Origin of the sequence: Variovorax saccharolyticus, from assembly GCF_030316765.1 — a bacterium.
GTDB classification, from domain to species: domain Bacteria; phylum Pseudomonadota; class Gammaproteobacteria; order Burkholderiales; family Burkholderiaceae_C; genus Variovorax; species Variovorax saccharolyticus.
The window spans coordinates 104,754-125,139 of the sequence record NZ_JASZYT010000008.1 but is presented as its reverse complement, the minus strand read 5'-3'; the positions used below and the strand labels follow the sequence as shown (position 1 = coordinate 125,139).

The following is a 20,386-nucleotide window of genomic DNA, read 5'->3' as shown; positions in this document are numbered from 1 at the left end:
CCTTCAGGCGCCGATGCTCAGGAACTGGGGTTGCTGCGAAAGCGCTTGCAGGTTGATTTCCTGCCAGCGGCCTCCGGCGGCGTCTGTGTACGAATGTCCGAGCCAGGGCGGGGACGCATCCTGCGGCGCCTCGGAGGCGACGAAGGCATCGACGCCGCGCAGACCGACCAGGCGATCGATCAGCAGGGCGCAATTGACTTCCAGCATCTCGTTGAGCGCGACCAGGCGCGATTGGGCGCGCGTCGAGTCGTTCAGCACCGGTGCCGCGGCCTCGCCGGCGGCGAAGCTCGACAGCTGCACGACGCCGTAGAGGCCGCCGCGCAGGTTGGCCACGCCGAGGAACCAGGGCTCGGTGTAGGGCACGGACTGCGGCGCCACCCAGGGGAAGATCTCGCCGGCATGGCCGAGCGGAAAGAGGTACTTCGATTCACCCGCCTCCACGGCAAGCCACGAAGCGGAGACGTCCGAAGTGCGCGCCGCCTGCAGGCGGCCGGCGAGCCGGGACTGGAAGGCACGGAGAGCGTCGCGGTTGGCCATGGCGCAATGAGTCGGTGGATCAGGCCAGGGCGCTGATCTTCGCCATCAGTTCGGCAGCATTCACCGGCTTGACGATGTAGTCGCGGGCGCCCTGCCGCATGCCCCAGACGCGATCGGTTTCCTGGTTCTTGCTGGTGCACAGGATGATCGGCACCGCGGCGTACTGCGGGTTGCGGGCGATGGCGCGCGTGAGCTGGAAGCCGTTCTGGCCCGGCATCACGACATCCATCAGGATCAGGTCGGGCTGCTCTTCCTCGAGACGGCGCATCGCGTCGTCCGCGTTCTCGGCCGTCTTGACCGAGAAGCCGTTTTTCTGGAGCAGGTCGGTGAGGAACACCAGTTCCGTCTTCGAATCGTCGACCACGAGCACTTTGCGAATCGCCATTACTGGGCTTCCTGAACGAGACCGAACTGCTGCACGGCATGCAGCAGCTGGTCCTTGGTGAAAGGTTTGGTGAGGTAGTCCTGCGAGCCGACCATGCGGCCGCGCGCCTTGTCGAAGACGCCGTCCTTGGAGGACAGCATGACGACCGGGACATTGGAGAAGGTTGCGTTGCGCTTGATGATGGCGCAGGTCTGATAGCCGTCGAGGCGAGGCATCAGGATGTCGCAGAAAATCAGGTGGGGCTTGTGGTCATTGACCTTCGACAGGGCGTCGAAGCCGTCTTCGGCGAGCAGCACTTCATGGCCGCCCTGCTTCAGGAAGATCTCGGCGCTGCGCCGAATGGTGTTGCTGTCGTCGATGACGAGCACCTTGTAGCCGGATCCATTCGCGCTCATTTCGCACCGCTCCTTGTGACACCTTGTCGACCGCTGCGCCCCCAAAGGAGCGCAGGAAGCGCGGCCCTATGCCATGCTTCAGATCTCAACCATCTCGAAATCTTCCTTGCGTGCCCCGCATTCCGGACAGGTCCAGTTCATCGGAACATCCGCCCATGCCGTGCCGGCCGCAATACCATCCTCTGGCACGCCGACCGCCTCGTCATAGATCCACCCACAAATCAGGCACATCCAGGTTTTCGTATTCATCGCAGCTTAAGGTCCCTGTTCGTCAAATGCAACGATCGTATCCAAACGTATCAACAAATCCCGTGACAAGCGTCTCAGATATGCCACCATCTGTTGAGCCCTGATTCGAGTATGAAAACTTATCTACTACCACCAGAGCACGACCGCAAAGTGAGCGATCTTACCGACCCCCCGGACGATGCCGAAGAAGCCGACGGCGATTTGAACCCACCCTGCGTGCTGGTCTTCAATGCCAGCGACCCGAGCGGCGCCGGCGGCCTGGGCGGCGACGCGCTGGCGATGGCCTCGGTCGGTGCCCACATGCTGGCCGTGGTCACCGGCGCCTACGCGCGCGACACGGCCGAGATCTTCGACCACTTCGCCTTCGACGAAGAGGCCGTGGCCGAGCAGGCGCGCTCGATCCTCGAGGACGTCGAGGTGCAGCTGATCAAGGTCGGCTTCGTCGGCTCGCCCGAGAACCTGAGCACCGTGGCCGAGACCGCGACCGACTACCCCGAGGTGCCGGTCGTGGCCTACATGCCGAACCTCTCCTGGTGGGAGGACGCCCAGATCGAGGCCTACCTCGACGCCTTCCGCGAACTGGTGCTGCCGCAGACCACGGTGCTGGTCGGCAATCACAGCACCTTGTGGCGCTGGCTGCTGCCCGACTGGAACGGCGACAAGCCGCCCACCGCGCGCGACATCGCGATGGCCGCAGGCGAATTCGGCGTGCCCTACACGCTGGTCACCGGGCTGATGCTGCCCGACCAGTTCATCGACAACGTGCTGGCCTCGCCGCAGGCGGTGCTCGCGAGCGAGAAGTACGAGCGGCTCGACGCCGTGTTCGCCGGCGCCGGCGACACCCTGTCGGCCACGCTCGCGGCGCTGCTGGCGAGCGGCACCGACCTGGTGGCCGCCACCAGCGAGGCGCTGAGCTACATGGACCGCTGCCTCGACGCGGGCTTCCGGCCCGGCATGGGACACGTGCTGCCCGACCGCCTGTTCTGGGCCCAGCCCGAGGACGACGAGGACGAGGACAATGACGACCTCGCGTCCCCCACGGACTTCGCCCTCCCCCCGCACGACACCCGACACTGATGCCTGCCACCACCGACCAGAACGAGATCCTCTTCGAGCGCGCCCGCGCCGTCATCCCCGGAGGCGTCAATTCGCCGGTCCGGGCCTTCAAGGCAGTGGGCGGCACGCCGCGCTTCGTGAAGCGCGCGCAGGGCGCGTACTTCTGGGATGCCGACGACAAGCGCTACATCGACTACATCGGCTCCTGGGGCCCGATGATCCTCGGCCATGGCCATCCGGCGGTGGTCGAGGCGGTGCAGCGCGCCGTCACCGAGGGCTTCTCGTTCGGCGCCCCGACCGAGCGCGAGATCGAACTCGCCGAGGCCATCCTCGCGCTGGTGCCGTCGATGGAGATGGTGCGCCTCGTGAGCTCGGGCACCGAGGCCGCGATGAGCGCGCTGCGCCTGGCCCGCGGTGCCACCGGCCGCAAATACATCATCAAGTTCGAAGGCTGCTACCACGGCCACGCCGACGCCCTGCTGGTCAAGGCGGGTTCGGGCCTCGCGACCTTCGGCAACCCGACCTCGGCCGGCGTGCCGCCCGAGGTGGTGCAGCACACGCTGGTGCTCGAGTACAACAACCTGGCGCAACTCGAGGAGGCCTTCACGCTGCACGGCCACGAGATCGCCTGCCTGATGATCGAGGCGATCGCCGGCAACATGAATTTCGTCCGCGCCAGCGCGGCCTTCGCCAAGCGCTGCCGCGAACTGTGCACGCAGTACGGTGCGCTGCTGGTGTTCGACGAGGTGATGACCGGCTTCCGCGTCGGCCTGCGCGGCGCGCAAGGCGTGCTCGGCGTCACGCCCGATCTCACGGTGCTCGGCAAGGTCATCGGCGGCGGCATGCCGCTGGCGGCCTTCGGCGGCCCGCGCGCGATCATGGAGCAGCTGGCGCCGATGGGCCCGGTGTACCAGGCCGGCACGCTGTCGGGCAATCCGGTGGCGACCGCCTGCGGGCTGGCCACGCTCAAGGAAATCGCTCGCCCCGGCTTCTACGAGGCGCTGTCGTCGAAGACGCGCTCGCTGGTCGACGGCCTGACGGCCGCCGCGGCCGCCGAGGGCGTTCCGTTCAGCGCCGACAGCGAGGGCGGCATGTTCGGCTTCTTCCTGCTCGACGCGCTGCCGCAGAACTACACGGCCGTCATGAAGAGCGACGGCGCGAAGTTCAACGCGCTGTTCCATGGCCTGCTGGAGCGTGGCGTCTACATCGCGCCGGCGCTCTACGAGGCCGGCTTCGTGAGCGCCGCGCACGGCGACGACGACATCGCCGCCAGCATCGAGGCGGCGCGCCAGATCTTCAAGACGCTGTAGCTGCCGTGAAGCTGCCTTCGCTCCTGGCAGGCGCGAGCCTGCTGCTGCCCGGCCTGGCGCTTGCGCAGGTCGATATCAGCCAGGTCTGGGTCAATCCGGGCTTCTATTCGCTGCATTTCGATCGCAACAAGGGGCTGGAAGACTTCAATCCCGGCATCGGCATCGAATGGCCGATCGACAAGACCTTCTCGGTCACCGGCGGCCGCTTCCGCAACAGCGACCGCGAGTACTCGAACTACATCGGCCTGTACGTGATGCCCTTCGAGTTCCACGGCGTCAAGCTGGGCGCCGTGGTCGGCGGCTTCGACGGCTACCAGATGACCAACAACGGCGGCTGGTTCCCGGCGCTGATCCCGACCGCGGCGATCGAGGGCAAGCACTGGGGATTGAACATCGCGATCATCCCCAGCATCAAGAACAAGCTCTACGGCGCGATCAGCTTCCAGCTCAAGTACCGTTTTTCAGACGGCAGCGCCGGTCAATGACGGAAGTGGCGCACGCCTGAGAGCACCATGACGACGCCGCGCTCGTCGGCGGCGTCGATCACTTCCTGGTCGCGCATCGAGCCGCCCGGCTGGATGACCGAGGTGGCGCCGGCATCGACCACCACGTCGAGCCCGTCGCGGAACGGGAAGAAGGCGTCGCTCGCGACCGCGGTGCCGGCCAGCGACAGCTTCGCGTGCTGGGCCTTGATGCTGGCGATGCGCGCCGAATCGAGACGGCTCATCTGGCCGGCGCCGACGCCCATGGTCATGCCATCGGCACAGAACACGATCGCGTTGCTCTTGACGAACTTGGCGACCTTCCAGGCGAACAGCAGGTCCTGCAGCTGCTGCGGCGTCGGCTGCTTCTTGCTCACCACCTTGAGCTCGCCGATGGCCAGCTCACGGTTGTCGGCGGTCTGCATCAGCAGGCCCGAGCCGATGCGCTTGACGTCGACCGCGTTGCGGCCGTTGTCCCAGTCGGTCTTGCCGCCCGGCGGCAGCGCGATCTCGAGGATGCGCACGTTGACCTTGCTCTTGAACACCTCGAGCGCCTCGGCCGAATAGCCCGGCGCCATCAGCACTTCGACGAACTGCTTGCTGACCGCTTCGGCGGCGGCCCGGTCCAGCGGCCGGTTGAAGGCGATGATGCCGCCGAAGGCCGAGGTCGGGTCGGTCTTGAAGGCCTTGCTGTAGGACTCCAGCGGGTCCTTGCCGACCGCGACGCCGCAGGGGTTGGCATGCTTCACGATCACGCAGGCCGGCGTGTCGAAGCTCTTCACGCATTCCCACGCCGCGTCGGCATCGGCGATGTTGTTGTAGCTGAGTTCTTTGCCCTGCAGCTGCTTGGCCGTGACCAGCGATCCGGGCGCCGGATACAGGTCGCGGTAGAAGGCGGCCTGCTGGTGCGGGTTCTCGCCATAGCGCAGATCCTGCAGCTTGACGAAGCGGCCGTTGCTCTGGGCCGGGAACAGCGCATGCGCGCCGTCGTCCTGGATGCCCGAGAGATAGTCGCTGATCGCGCCGTCGTACTGGCTGATGCGGTTGAACGCGGCCACCGAGAAGGCGAACTTGGTCTTGTCGCTGAGCTTGCCATCGGCCTTGAGCTCGGCCAGCGCCGAGGCGTACTGCGACGCGTCGGTCAGCACGCCGACGTCTTTCCAGTTCTTGGCCGCGCTGCGCACCATCGCCGGGCCGCCGATGTCGATGTTCTCGATCGCGTCCTCGAGCGTGCAGCCGGGCTTGGCCACGGTGGCTTCGAACGGGTAGAGATTGACCACCAGCAGGTCGATGGTGTCGATGCCGTGCTCCTTCAGCGCCGCCATGTGGGCCGGCAGGTCGCGCCGCGCCAGCAGGCCGCCGTGCACCTTCGGGTGCAGCGTCTTGACGCGGCCGTCCAGCATTTCCGGAAAGCCCGTGTGGTCGGCCACTTCAGTGACCGGCAGGCCGGCGTCGGCCAGCAGCTTGGCGGTGCCGCCGGTGGACAGCAGCCGGATGCCGAGCGCGTGCAGCGCCTGGGCGAATTCGAGGATGCCGGTCTTGTCGGATACGGAGATCAGTGCGTTCATCAGGAGTTACTACTTCAACAGTTTGTGTTCGACCAGCTTCTTGCGCAGCGTGTTTCGGTTGAGGCCGAGCCATTGCGCGGCCTTGGATTGGTTGCCCTCGGCGCGCGTCATCACGACGTCGAGCAGGGGTTTCTCGACCACCCGCACCAGCATCTCGTACATGCCGTCGGGTTCGGTGCCGCGGAGATCGCGGAAATAGCTGTCCAGGCTGCTGCGCACGCAGTCTTCGATGTGTTTCTTGCTCATGGCCTTCTTGTTTTCTCCTCTTGCTCTGCCTTCTCTCGTGTTCTTTCCGGCCTCAGGCGAGCGCGTCGGCCGACTGCTCGTCCGGGGCTTCGAGCGCATCCGCCGACGCCGGCGGGATGCGGTCCATGCGGCCCGCGAGCGTGTCGAAGAAGCCGGCCACCGCGCGCAGCTGCGCGTCGCAATCCTCGATCAGGTTCATCTCGCCGCGAAACGCCTCGCCGCCCGGCAGCGCCTTCACGTACCAGCCGATGTGCTTGCGTGCCGTGCGCACGCCGCTGTAGTCGCCGTACAGCGCGTAGTGCTGCTGCAGGTGTTCGAGCATCAGGCGCCGGACCTCGGCCACCAGCGGCGGCGCCAGGTGCGTGCCGGTGGCGAGGAAATGCGCGATCTCGCGAAATATCCAGGGCCGGCCCTGCGCCGCGCGGCCGACCATGACGGCGTCGGCGCCGGTCGCGGCCAGCACGTCGCGTGCTTTTTCGGGCGAGCTGATGTCGCCATTGGCGACCACCGGGATCCGCACGGCGGCCTTGACCGCCGAGATGGTGTCGTATTCGGCCCGGCCCTTGTAGCCCTGTTCGCGCGTGCGGCCATGCACCGTGAGCATCTGCACGCCGGCGGCCTCGAAGCGGCGCGCCAGCGTCACCGCGTTGCGCTGGTCTTCGCTCCAGCCGGTGCGCATCTTGAGCGTGACCGGCACGCCATGCGGCTCGGCGGCGCGCACCACGGCCTCGGCGATCTCGAGCGCCAGCGGCTCGTCGCGCATCAAGGCGGAGCCGGCCCACTTGTTGCAGACCTTCTTGGCGGGACATCCCATGTTGATGTCGATGATCTGCGCGCCACGCTCGATGTTGTATTGCGCCGCCTCGGACATCATGGCCGCGTCGGTGCCGGCGATCTGCACCGAAATGGGGCCGGGCTCGCCCTCGTGGTTGGCGCGCCTGGAGGTCTTCAGCGTGCCCCACAGTTCCTTGCGCGAGGTCACCATTTCGCTGACCGCATAGCCGGCGCCGAGTTCGCGGCACAGCATGCGGAAAGGCCGGTCCGTGACGCCCGCCATCGGGGCGACGAACAGGCTGTTTTCCAGCGCGATGTGGCCGATCTTCAGGGTCATGGAGGAAATGGGCGCGCGCCGGGCTGCTGAAAAATGAGGCACGATTGTAGCGGCGCGGAGCTCCGGCGGCTGAAACGATTTGCACCCGCCGGGCAGCGGCGATGTCGGCATCCGAGGGTTCTCGCCTACGTCCGGTCCGCCCCGCAGCTTTCTATACTCCGCGCACACATGCAAGCCTGGCTCGACTCCCTCCTTGCGCTCCTGGCGCTTCCGCAGTACGGGCTCAGCACGGTGTTCATCGCCGCCTTCGTGTCGGCGACGCTGCTGCCGGTCGGCTCGGAACCGGTGCTGTTCGGACTGCTCAAGCTCAACCCCGACATGTTCTGGCCGGCGGTCGGCGTGGCCACGCTCGGCAACACCCTGGGCGGCATCGTCGACTGGTGGATGGGCTACGGCGCCCACAAGGTGGCCGACAAGTACTCGCACTCGAAGCACCATCTGCGCGTGCTCGGCTGGCTCGAGCGCCTCGGCCCCAAGGCCTGCCTGCTGGCCTGGCTGCCGATCGTCGGCGACCCGCTCTGCGCGGTCGCCGGCTGGCTCAAGCTGTCGTTCTGGCCCTGCGTGTTCTACATGGCCGTGGGCAAGTTCGCGCGCTACGTCACGATGACGGTGGCGCTGCTCTACATCTGGCCGAACAACTGAGGCGGCGTCAGCTCAAGAGGCCGTAGGGGCCGCCGCGCTCCAGCGCCCGCTGGTAAGCCGGGCGCGCATGGATACGCTCGAGCCAGGCCATCAGCTTCGGCCGCGAGGCGTCGAGCCCGCCGCGGGCGCGCGCGGCCTCGACCGGAAAGCTCATCTGGATGTCGGCGCCGCTGAAGGCGTCGCCGGCGAACCATTCGGTCTTGCCGAGTTCGGCTTCCATGAAGTCGAGATGCGTCTTCAGGCTCGGCAGGATGAAGGCCGCGCGGGCCTTGTCGGCGATGCCCTTGGCGATCGGCTTGGCGAAGAACGGCATCTTCGCCTTCTCGACCCGGTCGAACATCAGCTTGAGCAGCAGCGGCGGCATGGCCGAGCCTTCGGCATAGTGCAGCCAGTAGCGGTAGCGATGGGCCTCGGGCGTGCCGGCCGCCGGCGACAGCCGGCCGTCGCCGTAGCGCTCGACCAGGGTCTCGATGATCGCGCCCGACTCGGCCAGCGCCGGGCCGTCGTCGGCCGTGACCACCGGCGACTTGCCCAGCGGATGCACCTTCTTGAGCTCGGGCGGCGCGAGCATGGTCTTGGGGTCGCGCTGGTAACGCACCACCTCGTACGGAAGCTCGAGTTCCTCGAGCAGCCAGAGCACGCGCTGCGAGCGCGAATTGTTGAGGTGGTGGACCGTGATCATGCAGGCGCTCAGGAGCTGAACAGGAAGTTCATGACGTCGCCATCCTTGACGACGTAGTCCTTGCCTTCGGCGCGCATCTTGCCCGCGTCCTTGGCGCCCTGCTCGCCCTTGTAGGCGATGAAGTCGTTGAAGGCGATGGTCTGGGCGCGGATGTAGCCCTTCTCGAAATCGGTGTGGATCACGCCGGCCGCCTGCGGGCCGGTGTCGCCGATGTGGATGGTCCAGGCGCGCACTTCCTTGACGCCGGCCGTGAAGTAGGTCTGCAGGCCCAGCAGCGTGTAGGCGGCGCGGATCAGGCGGTTCAGGCCCGGCTCCTCCTGGCCGATCTCGGCCAGGAACATCTTGCGGTCCTCGTCGTCCATGTCGGCGAGTTCGGCCTCGATCTTGGCGCAGATGGCCACCACCGGCGCGTTCTGCGCCGCCGCGTATTCGCGCAGCCGGTCGAGGAAGGGGTTGTTCTCGAAGCCGTCCTCGGACACGTTGCCGACGAACATCGCGGGCTTGGCGGTGATCAGCGAGAACTGCTTGACCAGCGGCTTGTCTTCCTTGCTGAACTCGATCGAGCGCACCGGCTTGTTCTCGTTCAGCGCCGCCTGGCACTTCTCGAGCAGCGCCACCAGCTTGATGGCTTCCTTGTCGCCCGAGCGGGCGGTCTTGGTGTGGCGGTGCAGCGCCTTCTCGACCGTCGACAGGTCGGCCAGGCAGAGCTCGGTCTGGATCACCTCGATGTCGGAGATCGGGTCGACCTTGCCGGCCACGTGGATCACGTTGTCGTCCTCGAAGCAGCGCACCACGTTGACGATGGCGTCGGTCTCGCGGATGTGGGCCAGGAACTGGTTGCCCAGGCCTTCGCCCTGGCTGGCACCGGCGACCAGGCCCGCGATGTCGACGAACTCGACGATCGCCGGCACCACGCGCTCGGGCTGGACGATCTCGGCCAGTTGCGCCAGCCGCGGATCGGGCACCTCGACCACGCCCACGTTGGGCTCGATGGTGCAAAAGGGATAGTTCTCGGCCGCGATGCCTGCCTTGGTCAAGGCATTGAAGAGGGTGGACTTGCCGACGTTGGGCAGGCCGACGATGCCGCACTGGAGGCTCATGGCGGGGTGCTTTCAGAATTCTGGGGGTAACCGGGTATTTTAGGCGCCCGGCACGAGGCCGGCATCAGGCCGGCGCCGGGCCGCCCCAAGCCGGCCTGCGGCCCCCTCGGGGGGCAGCGAGTACACGCAGTGACGAGCGTGGGGGCCACATGTGCTATTCGAAGCGCAGGTTGCCGCCGACCGGCTGGCCGACCCGGAGCGCGTGCTCCAGGCCCTGCAGCACGATCGCATTCATGCCGAAAGTGATGGCGCCGTCGACCCGCGGGTCGGAGCGGTAGGTGCGCAGCATGTCGCCCACTTCGGGGCTGCTGGCGGCGGTCTGAGGGTCGATGTCCGGGATCGGGCAGCGCGCGCAGGGCTTGACCGGCCGCAGCAGGACCTCGCCCTCGGCGGTCGCGACGTGCAGGGTGTCGACCCGATCCTCGTCGTGCCCCTCGATGCCCGCCAGCACGATGTTGGGCCGGAAGCGCTCGATGCCGACCGCCTCGTGGCCGGCCGCGACCAGCTTGGCGTTCAATTCCGCCAGTGAGCCCTCGCTCGCCACCAGCAGCGGAAAGCCGTCGGCGAACTGGTTCGGCGCCTCGACGCCCTGGGTCCATTTGAGGCTCGACAGGCGTTGCTGCTCCGGGTCGAAGCGCACCATGCGCAGTTTCTGCGGCCGGCCCGGTTCGGACAGGAAGTCGCTGAACCACTGCGCCGCGATGTCGCCCATGTCATAGGCCGCGACCTCGTCCTTCCAGACCTTCACGCGGGCCGGTTCCTCGACCCGGTCGAAGGCGATGTGCAGCGCCAGCATGCCCGGCGCGCGCAGCACCATCTCGCTGTGCTTGAGCTGCGGCCGGATCAGCGCCATGCGCGGCAGCTCGCGCTGGCTGACGAATTCGCACTGGGCATCCACCACCATCCAGGCGCGGTCGAACTCGAGCCCGGTCTCGATCAGCAGCGCCTCGTCGAGTTCGACGCCGGCGCAGGATTTGACTGGATAGACGAACAGGCGGGCGATGGTGGCTTGGAGGTCGAAATCGGCAGCGTTCACGGGTTGGGTCCTTCTCGGAAGGACCAGATTGTGCGGGAGCCAGGCCGGCGCCGGTCCGCCAGCGCGGCGAAGTCCGCGCTTCGCGCAGACGGGCGGCCTGCGCGCGCCCCTGGGGAGCGTCGGGGCCAGCTCAGGCCGGCGCCGGGCCGCCCCAAGGCGGCCTGCGGCCCCCTCGGGGGGGCAGCGACCCACACGCAGTGGGGGAGCGTGGGGGCCAGGCCGGCGCCGGGCCGCCCCAAGGCGGCCTGCGGCCCCCTCGGGGGGCAGCGACCCACACGCAGTGGGGGAGCGTGGGGGCCACATCTACAATCCATCGATGGCTCTTCCCCCCGAAGTCTGCATTCGCGGCGCCGGCATCGTCGGCCGGACGCTGGCCCTGCTGCTGGCCCGCGAACGCGTGCGCGTGGCGCTGGTCGTGCCCGCGGCGACGCCGCCCGGACAGGACGTCCGCGCCTATGCGCTCAACACCGCCTCGAAGGCCCTGCTCGAATCGCTGCGCGCCTGGCCCGACGCGGCGCACGCCACGCCGGTGCGCGAGATGCTCGTGCACGGCGACGAAGGCGGGCGGGTCCAGTTTTCCGCCGTGCGCCAGAAGGTCGACGCGCTGGCCTGGATCGTCGACGTGCCCGCGCTCGAGCAGCAGCTCGCCGACGCCGTGCGCTTCCAGCCCCGCATCGAGGTGGTGGCCGAACCCGTGCCGGCACCGCTGACCGTGGTCTGCGAGGGCCGCATCAGCGCCACCCGCGAGGCGCTCGGCGTGGGCTACGAGGTCACGCGCTATCCCCAGCACGCGATCGCGGCCCGGCTCGAAGCCGAACAGCCGCATGACGGCACTGCGCGCCAGTGGTTCAATGACAAGGGCGAGGTGCTGGCGCTGTTGCCGCTGGGCGGCACCGAGCGCTCGCTGGCGCTGGTCTGGTCGGTCGACCAGTTCCGGGCGCCGGCCCTGCTGGCGCAGTCGGCCGACGATTTCTGCAGCGCGCTGCAGGAGGCCAGCCACGCGGCGCTCGGCGCCCTCAAGCTCAGCAGCGAGCGCTCCGCCTGGCCGCTGCAGCGCGCCATCGCCGACCGCTGGACCGGCAGCTTCGCCGACGGCGCAAGCTGGGCGCTGGCCGGCGATGCCGCCCACTCCGTCCATCCGCTGGCCGGCCAGGGCCTGAACCTGGGCCTGGCCGATGCCGCAGCGCTGGCGGAAGTCATCCGGACCCGCGACTACTGGCGCAGCGTCGGCGACGCCCGCCTGCTGCGCCGCTACGAGCGCGCACGCCGCGCCAGCGTGCTGTCGATGAGCCTCGCCACCGACGGCCTGCAGCAACTCTTCGCCCACAGCGCCGACCCCCTGCCGGCGCTGCGCAACTGGGGCATGCGCGGTTTCGACCGCACACGGCTCGTCAAGAACTGGATCGCGCGCCAGGCCATGGGCCTGCAGTGAACTCCCGGAACACCACCATGAAGCACTCCGTTCGCCCCCTTTTCGCCGCCTTGGCCGCCCTGATGCTCGGCTCGAGCCTGTCGGCCACGGCCGGCGAAGCCGAGATCCGCAAGAACCTCGCAGCCCGCATCCCGCAGTTCGCCAAGATCGACGAAGTCACGAAGGCGCCGATCCCCGGCCTGTACGAGGTGCGGGTCAACGGCTTCGAGATCTTCTACACCGACGAGCAGGGCAACTACCTGCTGCAAGGCAACCTGATCGACGTCAAGGAGCGCCGCAACCTCACCGAGGAGCGGATCGAGAAGCTCAGCCAGGTGGCCTTCGACAAACTTCCCACCAAGGACGCGATCAAGATCGTGCGCGGCAACGGCAAGCGCCGGCTGGCGGTCTTCGCCGATCCCAACTGCGGCTACTGCAAGCAGTTCGAGCGTGATCTGACCAAGGTCGACAACGTCACGATCCAGCTCTTCCTGTACCCGGTGCTCGGGCCCGACTCGGTGGTCAAGTCGCGCAACATCTGGTGCGCCAAGGACAAGGCCAAGTCGTGGGACGACTGGATGCAGCGCGGCGTGGCGCCGGCTGCCGCCGAGTGCGACACCGCCGCGCTCACGCGCAACCGCGAGTTCGGCCAGAAGTACAACATCACCGGCACGCCGACGCTGATCTTCAGCGACGGCTCGCGCACACCGGGCGCGATCCCCGCAGCACAGGTCGAGAAACAACTCGCCGCCCTCAATTGATGGCCACGCCGGCCGTCCACTGCCGCGTCGAGTGCGCGGACCGCAAGGCGCACCTGTTCGCCATCACGCTGACCATCGCCGAGCCGGCCGCGCTGCAGCGCGTGGCGCTCGCCGCCTGGATCCCCGGCAGCTACCTGCTGCGCGAGTTCTCGAAGAACCTGCAGCAGCTGCGCGCCCAGCAGGGTCGCCGCAAGCTGGCGGTGCGCCAGCTCGACAAGGCCAGCTGGGAGATCGACTGCACGCCGGCCAAGCCGCTGGTGCTGCGCTACGAGATCTGCGCCTACGACAACTCGGTGCGCACCGCCTGGCTGGACGCCGACCGCGGCTTTTTCAACGGCACCAGCGTATGCCTGCAGGTCGAGGGCCAGGTCGACGCTGCGCACCTGCTCGAAGTGGTGGCGCCGCCGGCGGCGGCGGGTGACGCCCGCTGGTCCTGTGCCACCGCGCTGAAGCCGGCACGCATCGACCGCCACGGCTTCGGCAGCTACCTGGCCGCCCACTACGACGAGCTGGCCGACAGCCCGGTCGAGATGGGGCCGTTCTGGAGCGCCGAGTTCGAGGCCTGCGGCGTGCCGCACCGCTTCGTGGTCGCCGGCGCGACGGCTTCCTTCGACGGCGAGCGGCTGATCGCCGACACCCGCGCCATCTGCGAGGCACAGATGCGCTTCTGGCACGGCGACAAGGTCGGCAAGCGCGGCGGTCCGAAGCCGCCGCACGACCGCTACGTGTTCATGCTCAACGCGGTCGACGACGGCTACGGCGGGCTCGAGCATCGCCATTCGACGGTGCTGATCTGCACCCGGCGCGACCTGCCGCAGCTCGGCGCCCGCAAGCAGCCCGAGGGCTACACCACGCTGCTGGGGCTGGTCAGCCACGAGTACTTCCATACCTGGAACGTGAAGCGGCTGCGGCCGGTCGAGTTCGCGCGCTACGACTACGCACGCGAGAACTACACCGGGCTGCTGTGGTTCTTCGAGGGCTTCACGAGCTACTACGACGACCTGCTGCTGCGCCGCGCCGGCCGCATCGACGACGCCACCTACCTGCGCCTGGTCAACAAGACCATCAACCAGGTGCAGCAGACGCCCGGCCGGCAGGTGCAGTCGGTGGCCCAGGCCAGCTTCGACGCCTGGATCAAGTACTACCGCCAGGACGAGCAGACGCCCAACGCCACGGTGAGCTACTACACCAAGGGCGCGCTGGTCGCGATGTGCTTCGACCTCACGCTGCGCTCCGAGGGCAAGGGCACGCTCGACGACGTGATGCGGCTGCTCTGGCAGCAGACCGGCGGCGGGCCGATCGCCGAGGCCGACATCGCCGCTGCGCTCGAGGTGATCGGCGGCCGATCGTTCGCTGCGGAGATCGCGAGCTGGGTCCATTCGACCGACGAGTTGCCGCTGTCGGACCTGCTGCGCGCCCACGGCGTGGCGGCGCTCGACGATCCGGCGCAGCGGGCCCAGGAACTCGGCCTGCGGGTCGCCGAGACCGGCGGCAGCGTGCAGGTCAAGGTGGTGCTGCGCGGCGGTGCCGCCGAGCAGGCCGGCTTCTCGGCCAACGACGAGTGGATCGGCATCGAGCTGCCCGCGGTCAAGGGGCGCGCGGCGCAGGGCTGGCGGCTCACGCGGCTCGACGACCTGGCGCTCTACCTCGGCCCGCTGCGCAAGGCGACGGCCCTGGTCGCCCGCGACCGCCGCCTGCTGCGCCTGCCGCTCGCGCTGCCCGCCGCCGTCACGACCTGGCGCCTGTTCGCACAGGATCCCGCGAAGATGGCCGCCTGGCTGCATCCGCAGTAGCCGCCACGCCCCGGATTGTTCGTTTCAAGGAGACACCCATGAGCTACGAGAACATCGAAGTGCGCATCGAGGCCGAGAAGGTCGGCATCGTCACGCTGAACCGGCCCAAGGCGCTCAACGCGCTGAACGACGCCCTCATGACGGAACTGGGCCAGGCGCTCAAGGACTTCGACGCCGACCCGGCCATCGGCTGCATCATCCTGACCGGCAGCGAGCGCGCCTTCGCGGCCGGCGCCGACATCGCGGCGATGGCCAAGTACAGTTTCCAGGACGTCTACAAGGGCGAGTACATCACGCGAAACTGGGAGACCATCCGCCAGATCCGCAAGCCGGTGATCGCCGCGGTGAGCGGTTTCGCGCTCGGCGGCGGCTGCGAGCTGGCGATGATGTGCGACTTCATCATCGCGGCCGACAACGCCAAGTTCGGCCAGCCCGAGATCAAGATCGGCGTCATTCCCGGGGCCGGCGGCACCCAGCGGCTGCCGCGCGCGGTCGGCAAGTCGAAGGCCATGGACATGGCGCTGACCGCCCGCATGATGGATGCCACGGAGGCCGAGCGCGCCGGCCTGGTGAGCCGCATCGTGCCCTACGAGAAGCTGGCCGAGGAGGCGCTCGGCGCCGCCCTGACGATCGCGAGCTTCTCGCAGATCGCGGTGATGGCGGCCAAGGAATCGGTCAACCGGGCCTTCGAGAGCGGCCTGTCGGACGGCGTGATGTTCGAGCGCCGGCTGTTCCACGCGCTGTTCGCGACCGCCGACCAGAAGGAAGGCATGGACGCCTTCCTGACCAAGCGCACGCCCGACTTCAGGCACCAGTAAGCGCTAGGGTTCGCGCGGCGGCTCCAGCGGCGCGGCCGCCTGCGGGGCCTGCAGCGCCGCCTGCAGCGCCTGGCGCAATGCCGCCAGCGCCGGCGCCGAGGGCACGCCCGTGGCCGGCAGCGTCCGGCCTTCGCGCCAGCGCACCTGCGAGCCGGCGATCTCGAACAGCGCCAGCTGCTGGTTGCCGCGTTCCAGCGTGATCCGCCATTCGGGCGCGCCGCCGAGCGGCCGGGGCCCGACCGCCGACATGGCGGCCGAGCCGAGCAGGGCATTCAGCTCGCGCGCCTCGGCCCGCGTCAGGCTGCGGCTTTCGCCGCCGCGGCGGTAGATCGTGATCCGGTTCCAGCTCGACAGCGCCTCGAAGGTGGGCGGCTCGGTCTCGTCGGTGCGTACCGTCGGCGCCGCCTTCGGGGCTGCGGCGGCCGGGGGCGGCGAAGGGACGACTGCCACTGGCGGAGGCAGCGGCGCAGGGGGCCGGATGGCTGGCGGCGGCGGCTCGGGCAGGGATGGGGGCGCGGGTGGGGGCGCAGGCGGGGCCGAAGCAGATTCCGGCGGCTCGGAGAGTGCCGGTGCCGGTGCCGGTGCCGGTGCCGGCGCCGGTGACGCAGAGGGTGCCGGCGCCGCCGGAGAGATCCGGGCCTCGAGCCGCGGAGCAGGCGCCGGGGCGCGCAGCCAGAGCCCCGCTGCCAGCACGACCGCGAGCAGCATCGCCAGGGCCGCCTTCCAGGTCCAGGGCCAGCGCTTGCGCGCCGCGCGCTCCAATTCGGCCGAGTCGGTGTCCGGGTCGGTCGCGCCGATGGCGTCGTGCGCCCTGCGCTGGATGGACTTGCGCAGCCGCCAGTCGGGCACCGCGCCCAGGTCCGGCGCATGCGCCAGCGCGCGCCGCAGATGGTCGTCGCGAAGGTCGTCGAGCATGTCGTTGGCGGCCATCATTCGCGCCGCCCCAGCACCGACAGGTAGCGCTCCATGCAGCCACGCAGCTTCCTAAGGCCGAATCGCAGGCGGGTGCGGACGGTGTCGGCGTCGAGGTCGAGGGCCGCCGCCATCGCCGCCACCGTGAAGCCATCCTCGTGGTGCAGCAGGAAGGCCCCGCGCTGGTCGTCCGGGAGTTCGTCGAGGCAGGCGATCAGGCGCCGGCCGGCGGCCTGCCAGAACGCCAGTTCCTGCGCCGACGGATTCGCGGCATCGTCGGCGGCCGGGTCGCCATCGCGCAGCAGGCCGCGGGCGAACAGCCGTGCCGCCTCGAGGCCGTCGCCATCCTCGTCGTGCGCGTAGAAGGCGACCTGCCTCCCGCTGGTGTGCAGCCGGTCCATGGCCAGGCCGTAGGCGATCGTGAAAGCCCAGGCGCGCCAGTTCGCGCGCTGCGGCGAATAGCTGTCGCGGGCCGAGACGACGCGCCCCCAGGTCGCCTGGAACACATCGTCCGCCTCGGCCGCCAGCCGCATGCCCAGCAGGCGGCGGATGAAGCGGTACAAGGCGCTCTCATGCCGCGCGTAGAGCGCGTCGAAGGCGTGGGCGTCACCGCCGGCGTAGGCCGCCATCAGCTGCTCGTCCGGCAGGGCATCGAGGTCACCAGGGATCGCGGCGGGCGAAGGCATCGGCAGATTTTCGGGAGGGCGGCTGAAGTCGGCGCCAAAAAGGATATAATCCTGGGCTCGGCTCTTTAGCTCAGTCGGTTAGAGCGATGGAATCATAATCCACAGGTCCGCGGTTCGAGTCCGTGAAGAGCCACCAGAATCCAAGAAAGCCCTGCGAGTCAACGACTTGCGGGGCTTTTCTTTTGCCGGGGTGTCACCGCCCGATCTGGCCGCCGATCCAACCCGCACACAGAGACCAGGATGACGGCGGCGACCACTTCTCGTGCGGCGATCGGTTTTCGCCAAAGGCATCTTCGAAGCAAGCCGTTCAGAGTCGGAGAGGGCGTCGGCGTTTCGTCGTCCTATACTGCCTGCGCAGACCGAAAGAAGGGTTTGCCACTGTTGCTTTGGCATCGACGGACGTACATTCCTAGGGCACTACAGGAGGTGCGGCCGAGTAACCCGACACTGCAAATGAACTCCGAAAAGGGCGTCCATCTGTCTGGCCTCTCTCCTGGAATTCTTTCCCGGCGGCTGCTCACGATACTGGCTGCCGATGTCGTAGGGTATGCCCGCCTTACCGAAGCAGCTGAAACGGAGACCCACATACGGCTCCGGGATGTTCGAACCAACATAGTCAACCCGAGCGTTGTCGCGTTCAGAGGTCAGATTGTGAGGAACACTGGAGACGGCTTTCTTGCGACCTTCGACAGCGCGCTCGACGGCCTCAATTGCGCGATCCATCTTCAGAGCGAGATCAGCGCAGACGAGCACGCCCAGGCACCGGATCGGAAGATCGAGCTTCGCATGGGATTGAACGTAGGGGACTTCATCGTTGAGCCCGACGACATCTACGGCGCCGGCGTCAACATTGCAGCGCGGCTGGAACAACTGGCATCCCCTGGCGGAATTCTGATCTCTGCTGCCATCCGCGAGCATGTTGGCTCTGCCATCTCCATTCCTCTCGACGATCTTGGCGATCTTCGCTTGAAGAACATCGTGCGTCCGGTACGCGCATACGCGCTGAGGGTTGCGAGCGCGACCCCCGGGTTGATGGGCGCTACACGAAGTCGGACCGCTGGACGCGCAAAGATACCGTCGATCGTCGTTCTGCCCTTCAAGAACCTGGGAGCAGATCCAAGCGAGACCTATTTCGGAAGCGGGATCGTCGAGGACATCATCTTTACTCTGGCGAGCATCAAAGGCCTGCTCGTCATTGCCCGCACCTCGGCCTTGACGTACGGGATCGGCTCACCGGACGTGCAGACGATCGGCGAAAAAATGGGGGTCAGATACGTCCTCAGCGGCAACGTGCGGCGAACGGGCGGTCGATTGCGAATCGGTGCGGAGTTGGCTGACCTCGAAACCAATTCGGTCATCTGGGCCGACCGCTACGACGGCGAGATGGCGCAACTCTTCGAGCTGCAGGACCGGCTGGCCAGCAGAATTGTCTGGAGCATCGCCCCTCGCGTGCGGGAAGCCGAGTTGGCGAGGGCTCGACGCAAGCGCCCTCGCAGCATGAATGCCTACGATCTGGTGATGCAAGCGATCGACTTGATCTACCGAATGAAGTTCGCGGAGTTCTCCAGGGCACGAGGACTACTCGCGAAGGCCATCGAACTGGACGACAGCTATCCGGCCGCTTACACCTACGCGGCCCTTTGGCACATTCACAATGTGAACCAGGGTTGGACGCACGACCAGGAAGCCGATTCCAGGGAAGCGGCGCGCCTTGCATCGGCGGCAGTGGAACGGGATCCAACGGACGGGTTTTCACTGGCGGTCCACGGACACACCAAGTCGGTACTGTTCAGGGACTTTGACGCGGCCATCGCGATCTTCGATCGCGCCCTCGACGCCGCGCCGAGCAACGCAATGGTCTGGGCGCTGAGCAGCGGCACTTACTCGTACAAGGGAGATGGGGCGGCAGCGGTCGCGCGCGCGGAGAGAGGCCTTCGGTTGTCGCCCGTGGATACACAGGCGTTCTACTATCTTGCGTTCCTCTGCGCGGCCCACTACGTGAACGGAACTTTTGAGCAGTCCGTCATCTGGGGGCGCAAAGGAATGGAGCTCAATCCGAATCTCTGTTCGACGCTGCGTTGGCTCATCGGCAGTCTCGTTGCCTTGGGACAGATCGAGGAAGCACGGCATGTGGCCAATGTGCTCCAACAAGTTCAGCCACGCTTCACCTTGCAGGAATATGCTCGTTGGTGTCCGCTCACAAGTTCATTGCGTTCGGAGTTCCTTGAACGACTGAAGCTTGCAGGACTGCCCTCGGGAGAATAAGCTCGGGCCTGAGGCGGAAAGTACGCAGATGCATTCTTGTTGACAGACAACCTGAATGGAGCGAACTATGGGCGCAGGATGGGCAGGAGGCTTGGGAGCCGGTTGGTTCGATCCAACCGGTGCAGGATGGTCCGATTCGAGCGGCGGCGGGGGACGACGATCGAGTTTCGCGATGCGAGCCGATCGTCCTCTTGCAGATTTTCAAATACAGCAGTTGAACGTCAATGCCACGTTTGCCATCAACGACAAGCGCTGGGATCCGGACCTGTTGTCGCTCTCGATACTGCCAGAGTTCCTCGCGGTCGGCCCTGCCGGGGCAGAAGACTGGAAAGCGGTCGCTGGCGCCCTCCCGAACCCCGACGCGAACAACTCCCCGGCGGTGATGACCGAGATCGACCGATTGCGGGTTCTTGCAGTGACTGAACGTCCAGAGGCGCTTGGCGAAATCCTGGAACAAGATCAGAACTTCCAGCTTGAATTGCTTCACCTGTTGATGATCAACGGGGCGTCCCATCCGCAAACCTACCTTCTGATGAAACTGGCCGCGAGGGTAGGCGAATTGATGATGGTTCACTTGAAGCGCCAATTCAATCGGGCGCGGCCATCGCAGATCTGTCCGACCCTCTACCCGCCGGTCGGAGTGCCGGGGCATTCCGCATACCCTGCTGGACACGCGCTCATCGCCCGATTGACCGCGCTATGCCTGAAGGAGGTGGTGCCGCAGGAAGTGCACGACTCTCTGGACGAGCTTGTCCGGAGAATCTCGGTCAACCGCCTGATCGCCGGATTGCACTTCGCCACCGACAACGCGGCGGGAGTGCAAGCGGCGAACCTCATCTTTCCGATCTTGCGGCAGTGCCCGCTCTATCAGAACACGCGTGCGGCGGCATTGAACGAATAGTGCGCCCTCAGGTGCAGTGCGGCGAGTCATCTTGACCAAT

22 protein-coding genes and 1 tRNA gene are annotated in these 20,386 nt (G+C 67.4%); 11 read left to right on the top strand and 12 right to left on the bottom strand.

Features of this window, described 5'->3' with window-relative positions; genetic code table 11:
• Positions 1–3: 3 nt before the first annotated feature.
• The 4 genes from QTI45_RS23350 to QTI45_RS23335 form a co-directional block, all read right to left on the bottom strand.
• Positions 4–537: a chemotaxis protein CheW gene (locus QTI45_RS23350; RefSeq protein ID WP_286656013.1), complete on the bottom strand. Its 534-nt coding sequence runs from the start codon at positions 535–537 to the stop codon at positions 4–6.
• 19 nt (positions 538–556) lie between these two features.
• Positions 557–922, bottom strand: coding sequence for a response regulator transcription factor (locus tag QTI45_RS23345; RefSeq protein ID WP_028249487.1), 366 nt, complete (start codon positions 920–922; stop codon positions 557–559).
• Positions 922–1,317: a response regulator gene (locus tag QTI45_RS23340; RefSeq protein WP_286370044.1), complete on the bottom strand. Its 396-nt coding sequence runs from the start codon at positions 1,315–1,317 to the stop codon at positions 922–924. Before QTI45_RS23340 ends, QTI45_RS23345 begins: the two co-directional genes overlap by 1 nt.
• A 78-nt stretch (positions 1,318–1,395) precedes the next feature.
• Positions 1,396–1,566 carry a rubredoxin gene (locus QTI45_RS23335; protein WP_007838397.1) on the bottom strand — a complete coding sequence of 57 codons (171 nt, stop codon included), beginning with the start codon at positions 1,564–1,566 and terminating at the stop codon, positions 1,396–1,398.
• A gap of 111 nt (positions 1,567–1,677) precedes the next feature.
• Between QTI45_RS23335 and thiD the strand changes: the two genes are divergently transcribed.
• From thiD to QTI45_RS23320, 3 genes are read left to right on the top strand one after another with little or no spacing between them, the layout of a single operon-like run.
• Positions 1,678–2,643 carry a bifunctional hydroxymethylpyrimidine kinase/phosphomethylpyrimidine kinase gene (gene thiD / locus QTI45_RS23330; RefSeq protein WP_286370045.1) on the top strand — a complete coding sequence of 322 codons (966 nt, stop codon included), beginning with the start codon at positions 1,678–1,680 and terminating at the stop codon, positions 2,641–2,643.
• Positions 2,643–3,932 (top strand): glutamate-1-semialdehyde 2,1-aminomutase, encoded by a 1,290-nt coding sequence (gene hemL / locus QTI45_RS23325; RefSeq protein WP_286370046.1) that lies wholly within the window; start codon positions 2,643–2,645, stop codon positions 3,930–3,932. The genes thiD and hemL overlap by 1 nt, the downstream gene beginning before the upstream one ends.
• A 5-nt stretch (positions 3,933–3,937) precedes the next feature.
• A complete protein-coding gene (locus tag QTI45_RS23320; RefSeq protein ID WP_286370047.1) occupies positions 3,938–4,417 on the top strand; it encodes a hypothetical protein in 480 nt (159 codons plus the stop codon).
• On the opposite strand, the gene purH is transcribed toward QTI45_RS23320, so the two are convergent.
• Genes purH through dusB form a run of 3 tightly spaced genes read right to left on the bottom strand, consistent with a single transcriptional unit; the run spans position 4,411 to position 7,339 of the window.
• On the bottom strand, positions 4,411–5,982 hold the full coding sequence (gene purH, locus QTI45_RS23315) for a bifunctional phosphoribosylaminoimidazolecarboxamide formyltransferase/IMP cyclohydrolase (protein WP_286370048.1): 1,572 nt from the start codon (positions 5,980–5,982) through the stop codon (positions 4,411–4,413). The genes QTI45_RS23320 and purH overlap by 7 nt on opposite strands.
• 9 nt (positions 5,983–5,991) lie before the next feature.
• Positions 5,992–6,228, bottom strand: coding sequence for a Fis family transcriptional regulator (locus QTI45_RS23310; RefSeq protein WP_028249493.1), 237 nt, complete (start codon positions 6,226–6,228; stop codon positions 5,992–5,994).
• Between the two features lie 52 nt (positions 6,229–6,280).
• The gene (gene dusB / locus QTI45_RS23305) at positions 6,281–7,339 is read right to left on the bottom strand and encodes a tRNA dihydrouridine synthase DusB (RefSeq protein WP_286370049.1); all 1,059 of its coding nucleotides are present in this window, start codon (positions 7,337–7,339) and stop codon (positions 6,281–6,283) included.
• 168 nt (positions 7,340–7,507) lie between these two features.
• On the opposite strand from dusB, the gene QTI45_RS23300 reads away from it, so the two are divergent.
• Positions 7,508–7,981, top strand: coding sequence for a YqaA family protein (locus tag QTI45_RS23300; RefSeq protein ID WP_286370050.1), 474 nt, complete (start codon positions 7,508–7,510; stop codon positions 7,979–7,981).
• A 7-nt stretch (positions 7,982–7,988) separates the two neighbouring features.
• On the opposite strand, the gene QTI45_RS23295 is transcribed toward QTI45_RS23300, so the two are convergent.
• The 3 genes from QTI45_RS23295 to QTI45_RS23285 all read right to left on the bottom strand — a co-directional run bounded on the left by QTI45_RS23295 (position 7,989) and on the right by QTI45_RS23285 (position 10,799).
• Positions 7,989–8,663, bottom strand: a complete 675-nt coding sequence (locus tag QTI45_RS23295; protein WP_286370051.1) for a glutathione S-transferase — start codon at positions 8,661–8,663, stop codon at positions 7,989–7,991.
• Between the two features lie 8 nt (positions 8,664–8,671).
• Positions 8,672–9,763 (bottom strand): redox-regulated ATPase YchF, encoded by a 1,092-nt coding sequence (gene ychF, locus QTI45_RS23290; RefSeq protein ID WP_286370052.1) that lies wholly within the window; start codon positions 9,761–9,763, stop codon positions 8,672–8,674.
• A gap of 154 nt (positions 9,764–9,917) precedes the next feature.
• A complete protein-coding gene (locus QTI45_RS23285) occupies positions 9,918–10,799 on the bottom strand; it encodes an MOSC domain-containing protein (protein ID WP_286370053.1) in 882 nt (293 codons plus the stop codon).
• A gap of 316 nt (positions 10,800–11,115) precedes the next feature.
• On the opposite strand from QTI45_RS23285, the gene QTI45_RS23280 reads away from it, so the two are divergent.
• From QTI45_RS23280 to QTI45_RS23265, 4 genes are read left to right on the top strand one after another with little or no spacing between them, the layout of a single operon-like run.
• Positions 11,116–12,231 (top strand): FAD-dependent monooxygenase, encoded by a 1,116-nt coding sequence (locus QTI45_RS23280; RefSeq protein ID WP_286370054.1) that lies wholly within the window; start codon positions 11,116–11,118, stop codon positions 12,229–12,231.
• Between the two features lie 17 nt (positions 12,232–12,248).
• A complete protein-coding gene (locus QTI45_RS23275) occupies positions 12,249–12,971 on the top strand; it encodes a DsbC family protein (protein WP_286370055.1) in 723 nt (240 codons plus the stop codon).
• The gene (locus QTI45_RS23270; protein WP_286370056.1) at positions 12,971–14,764 is read left to right on the top strand and encodes a M61 family metallopeptidase; all 1,794 of its coding nucleotides are present in this window, start codon (positions 12,971–12,973) and stop codon (positions 14,762–14,764) included. The genes QTI45_RS23275 and QTI45_RS23270 overlap by 1 nt, the downstream gene beginning before the upstream one ends.
• Positions 14,765–14,802: 38 nt before the next feature.
• On the top strand, positions 14,803–15,582 hold the full coding sequence (locus tag QTI45_RS23265) for an enoyl-CoA hydratase (protein ID WP_286370057.1): 780 nt from the start codon (positions 14,803–14,805) through the stop codon (positions 15,580–15,582).
• Positions 15,583–15,585: 3 nt separating this feature from the next.
• On the opposite strand, the gene QTI45_RS23260 is transcribed toward QTI45_RS23265, so the two are convergent.
• Together QTI45_RS23260 and QTI45_RS23255 are read right to left on the bottom strand one after the other, a co-directional pair.
• Entirely contained in the window at positions 15,586–16,512 is a 927-nt protein-coding gene (locus tag QTI45_RS23260; RefSeq protein ID WP_286656012.1) for a hypothetical protein, read from the bottom strand.
• Positions 16,512–17,180 carry a sigma-70 family RNA polymerase sigma factor gene (locus QTI45_RS23255; protein ID WP_286370059.1) on the bottom strand — a complete coding sequence of 223 codons (669 nt, stop codon included), beginning with the start codon at positions 17,178–17,180 and terminating at the stop codon, positions 16,512–16,514. Before QTI45_RS23255 ends, QTI45_RS23260 begins: the two co-directional genes overlap by 1 nt.
• Before the next feature lie 59 nt (positions 17,181–17,239).
• Here QTI45_RS23255 and QTI45_RS23250 point away from each other — a divergent pair.
• The 3 genes from QTI45_RS23250 (at position 17,240) to QTI45_RS23240 (ending at position 20,346) form a co-directional block, all read left to right on the top strand.
• A tRNA-Met gene (locus QTI45_RS23250) sits at positions 17,240–17,316 on the top strand.
• A gap of 317 nt (positions 17,317–17,633) precedes the next feature.
• Positions 17,634–19,445: an adenylate/guanylate cyclase domain-containing protein gene (locus QTI45_RS23245; RefSeq protein WP_286656011.1), complete on the top strand. Its 1,812-nt coding sequence runs from the start codon at positions 17,634–17,636 to the stop codon at positions 19,443–19,445.
• A 172-nt stretch (positions 19,446–19,617) separates the two neighbouring features.
• Entirely contained in the window at positions 19,618–20,346 is a 729-nt protein-coding gene (locus QTI45_RS23240; RefSeq protein WP_286656010.1) for a phosphatase PAP2 family protein, read from the top strand.
• Positions 20,347–20,386 lie beyond the last annotated feature (40 nt).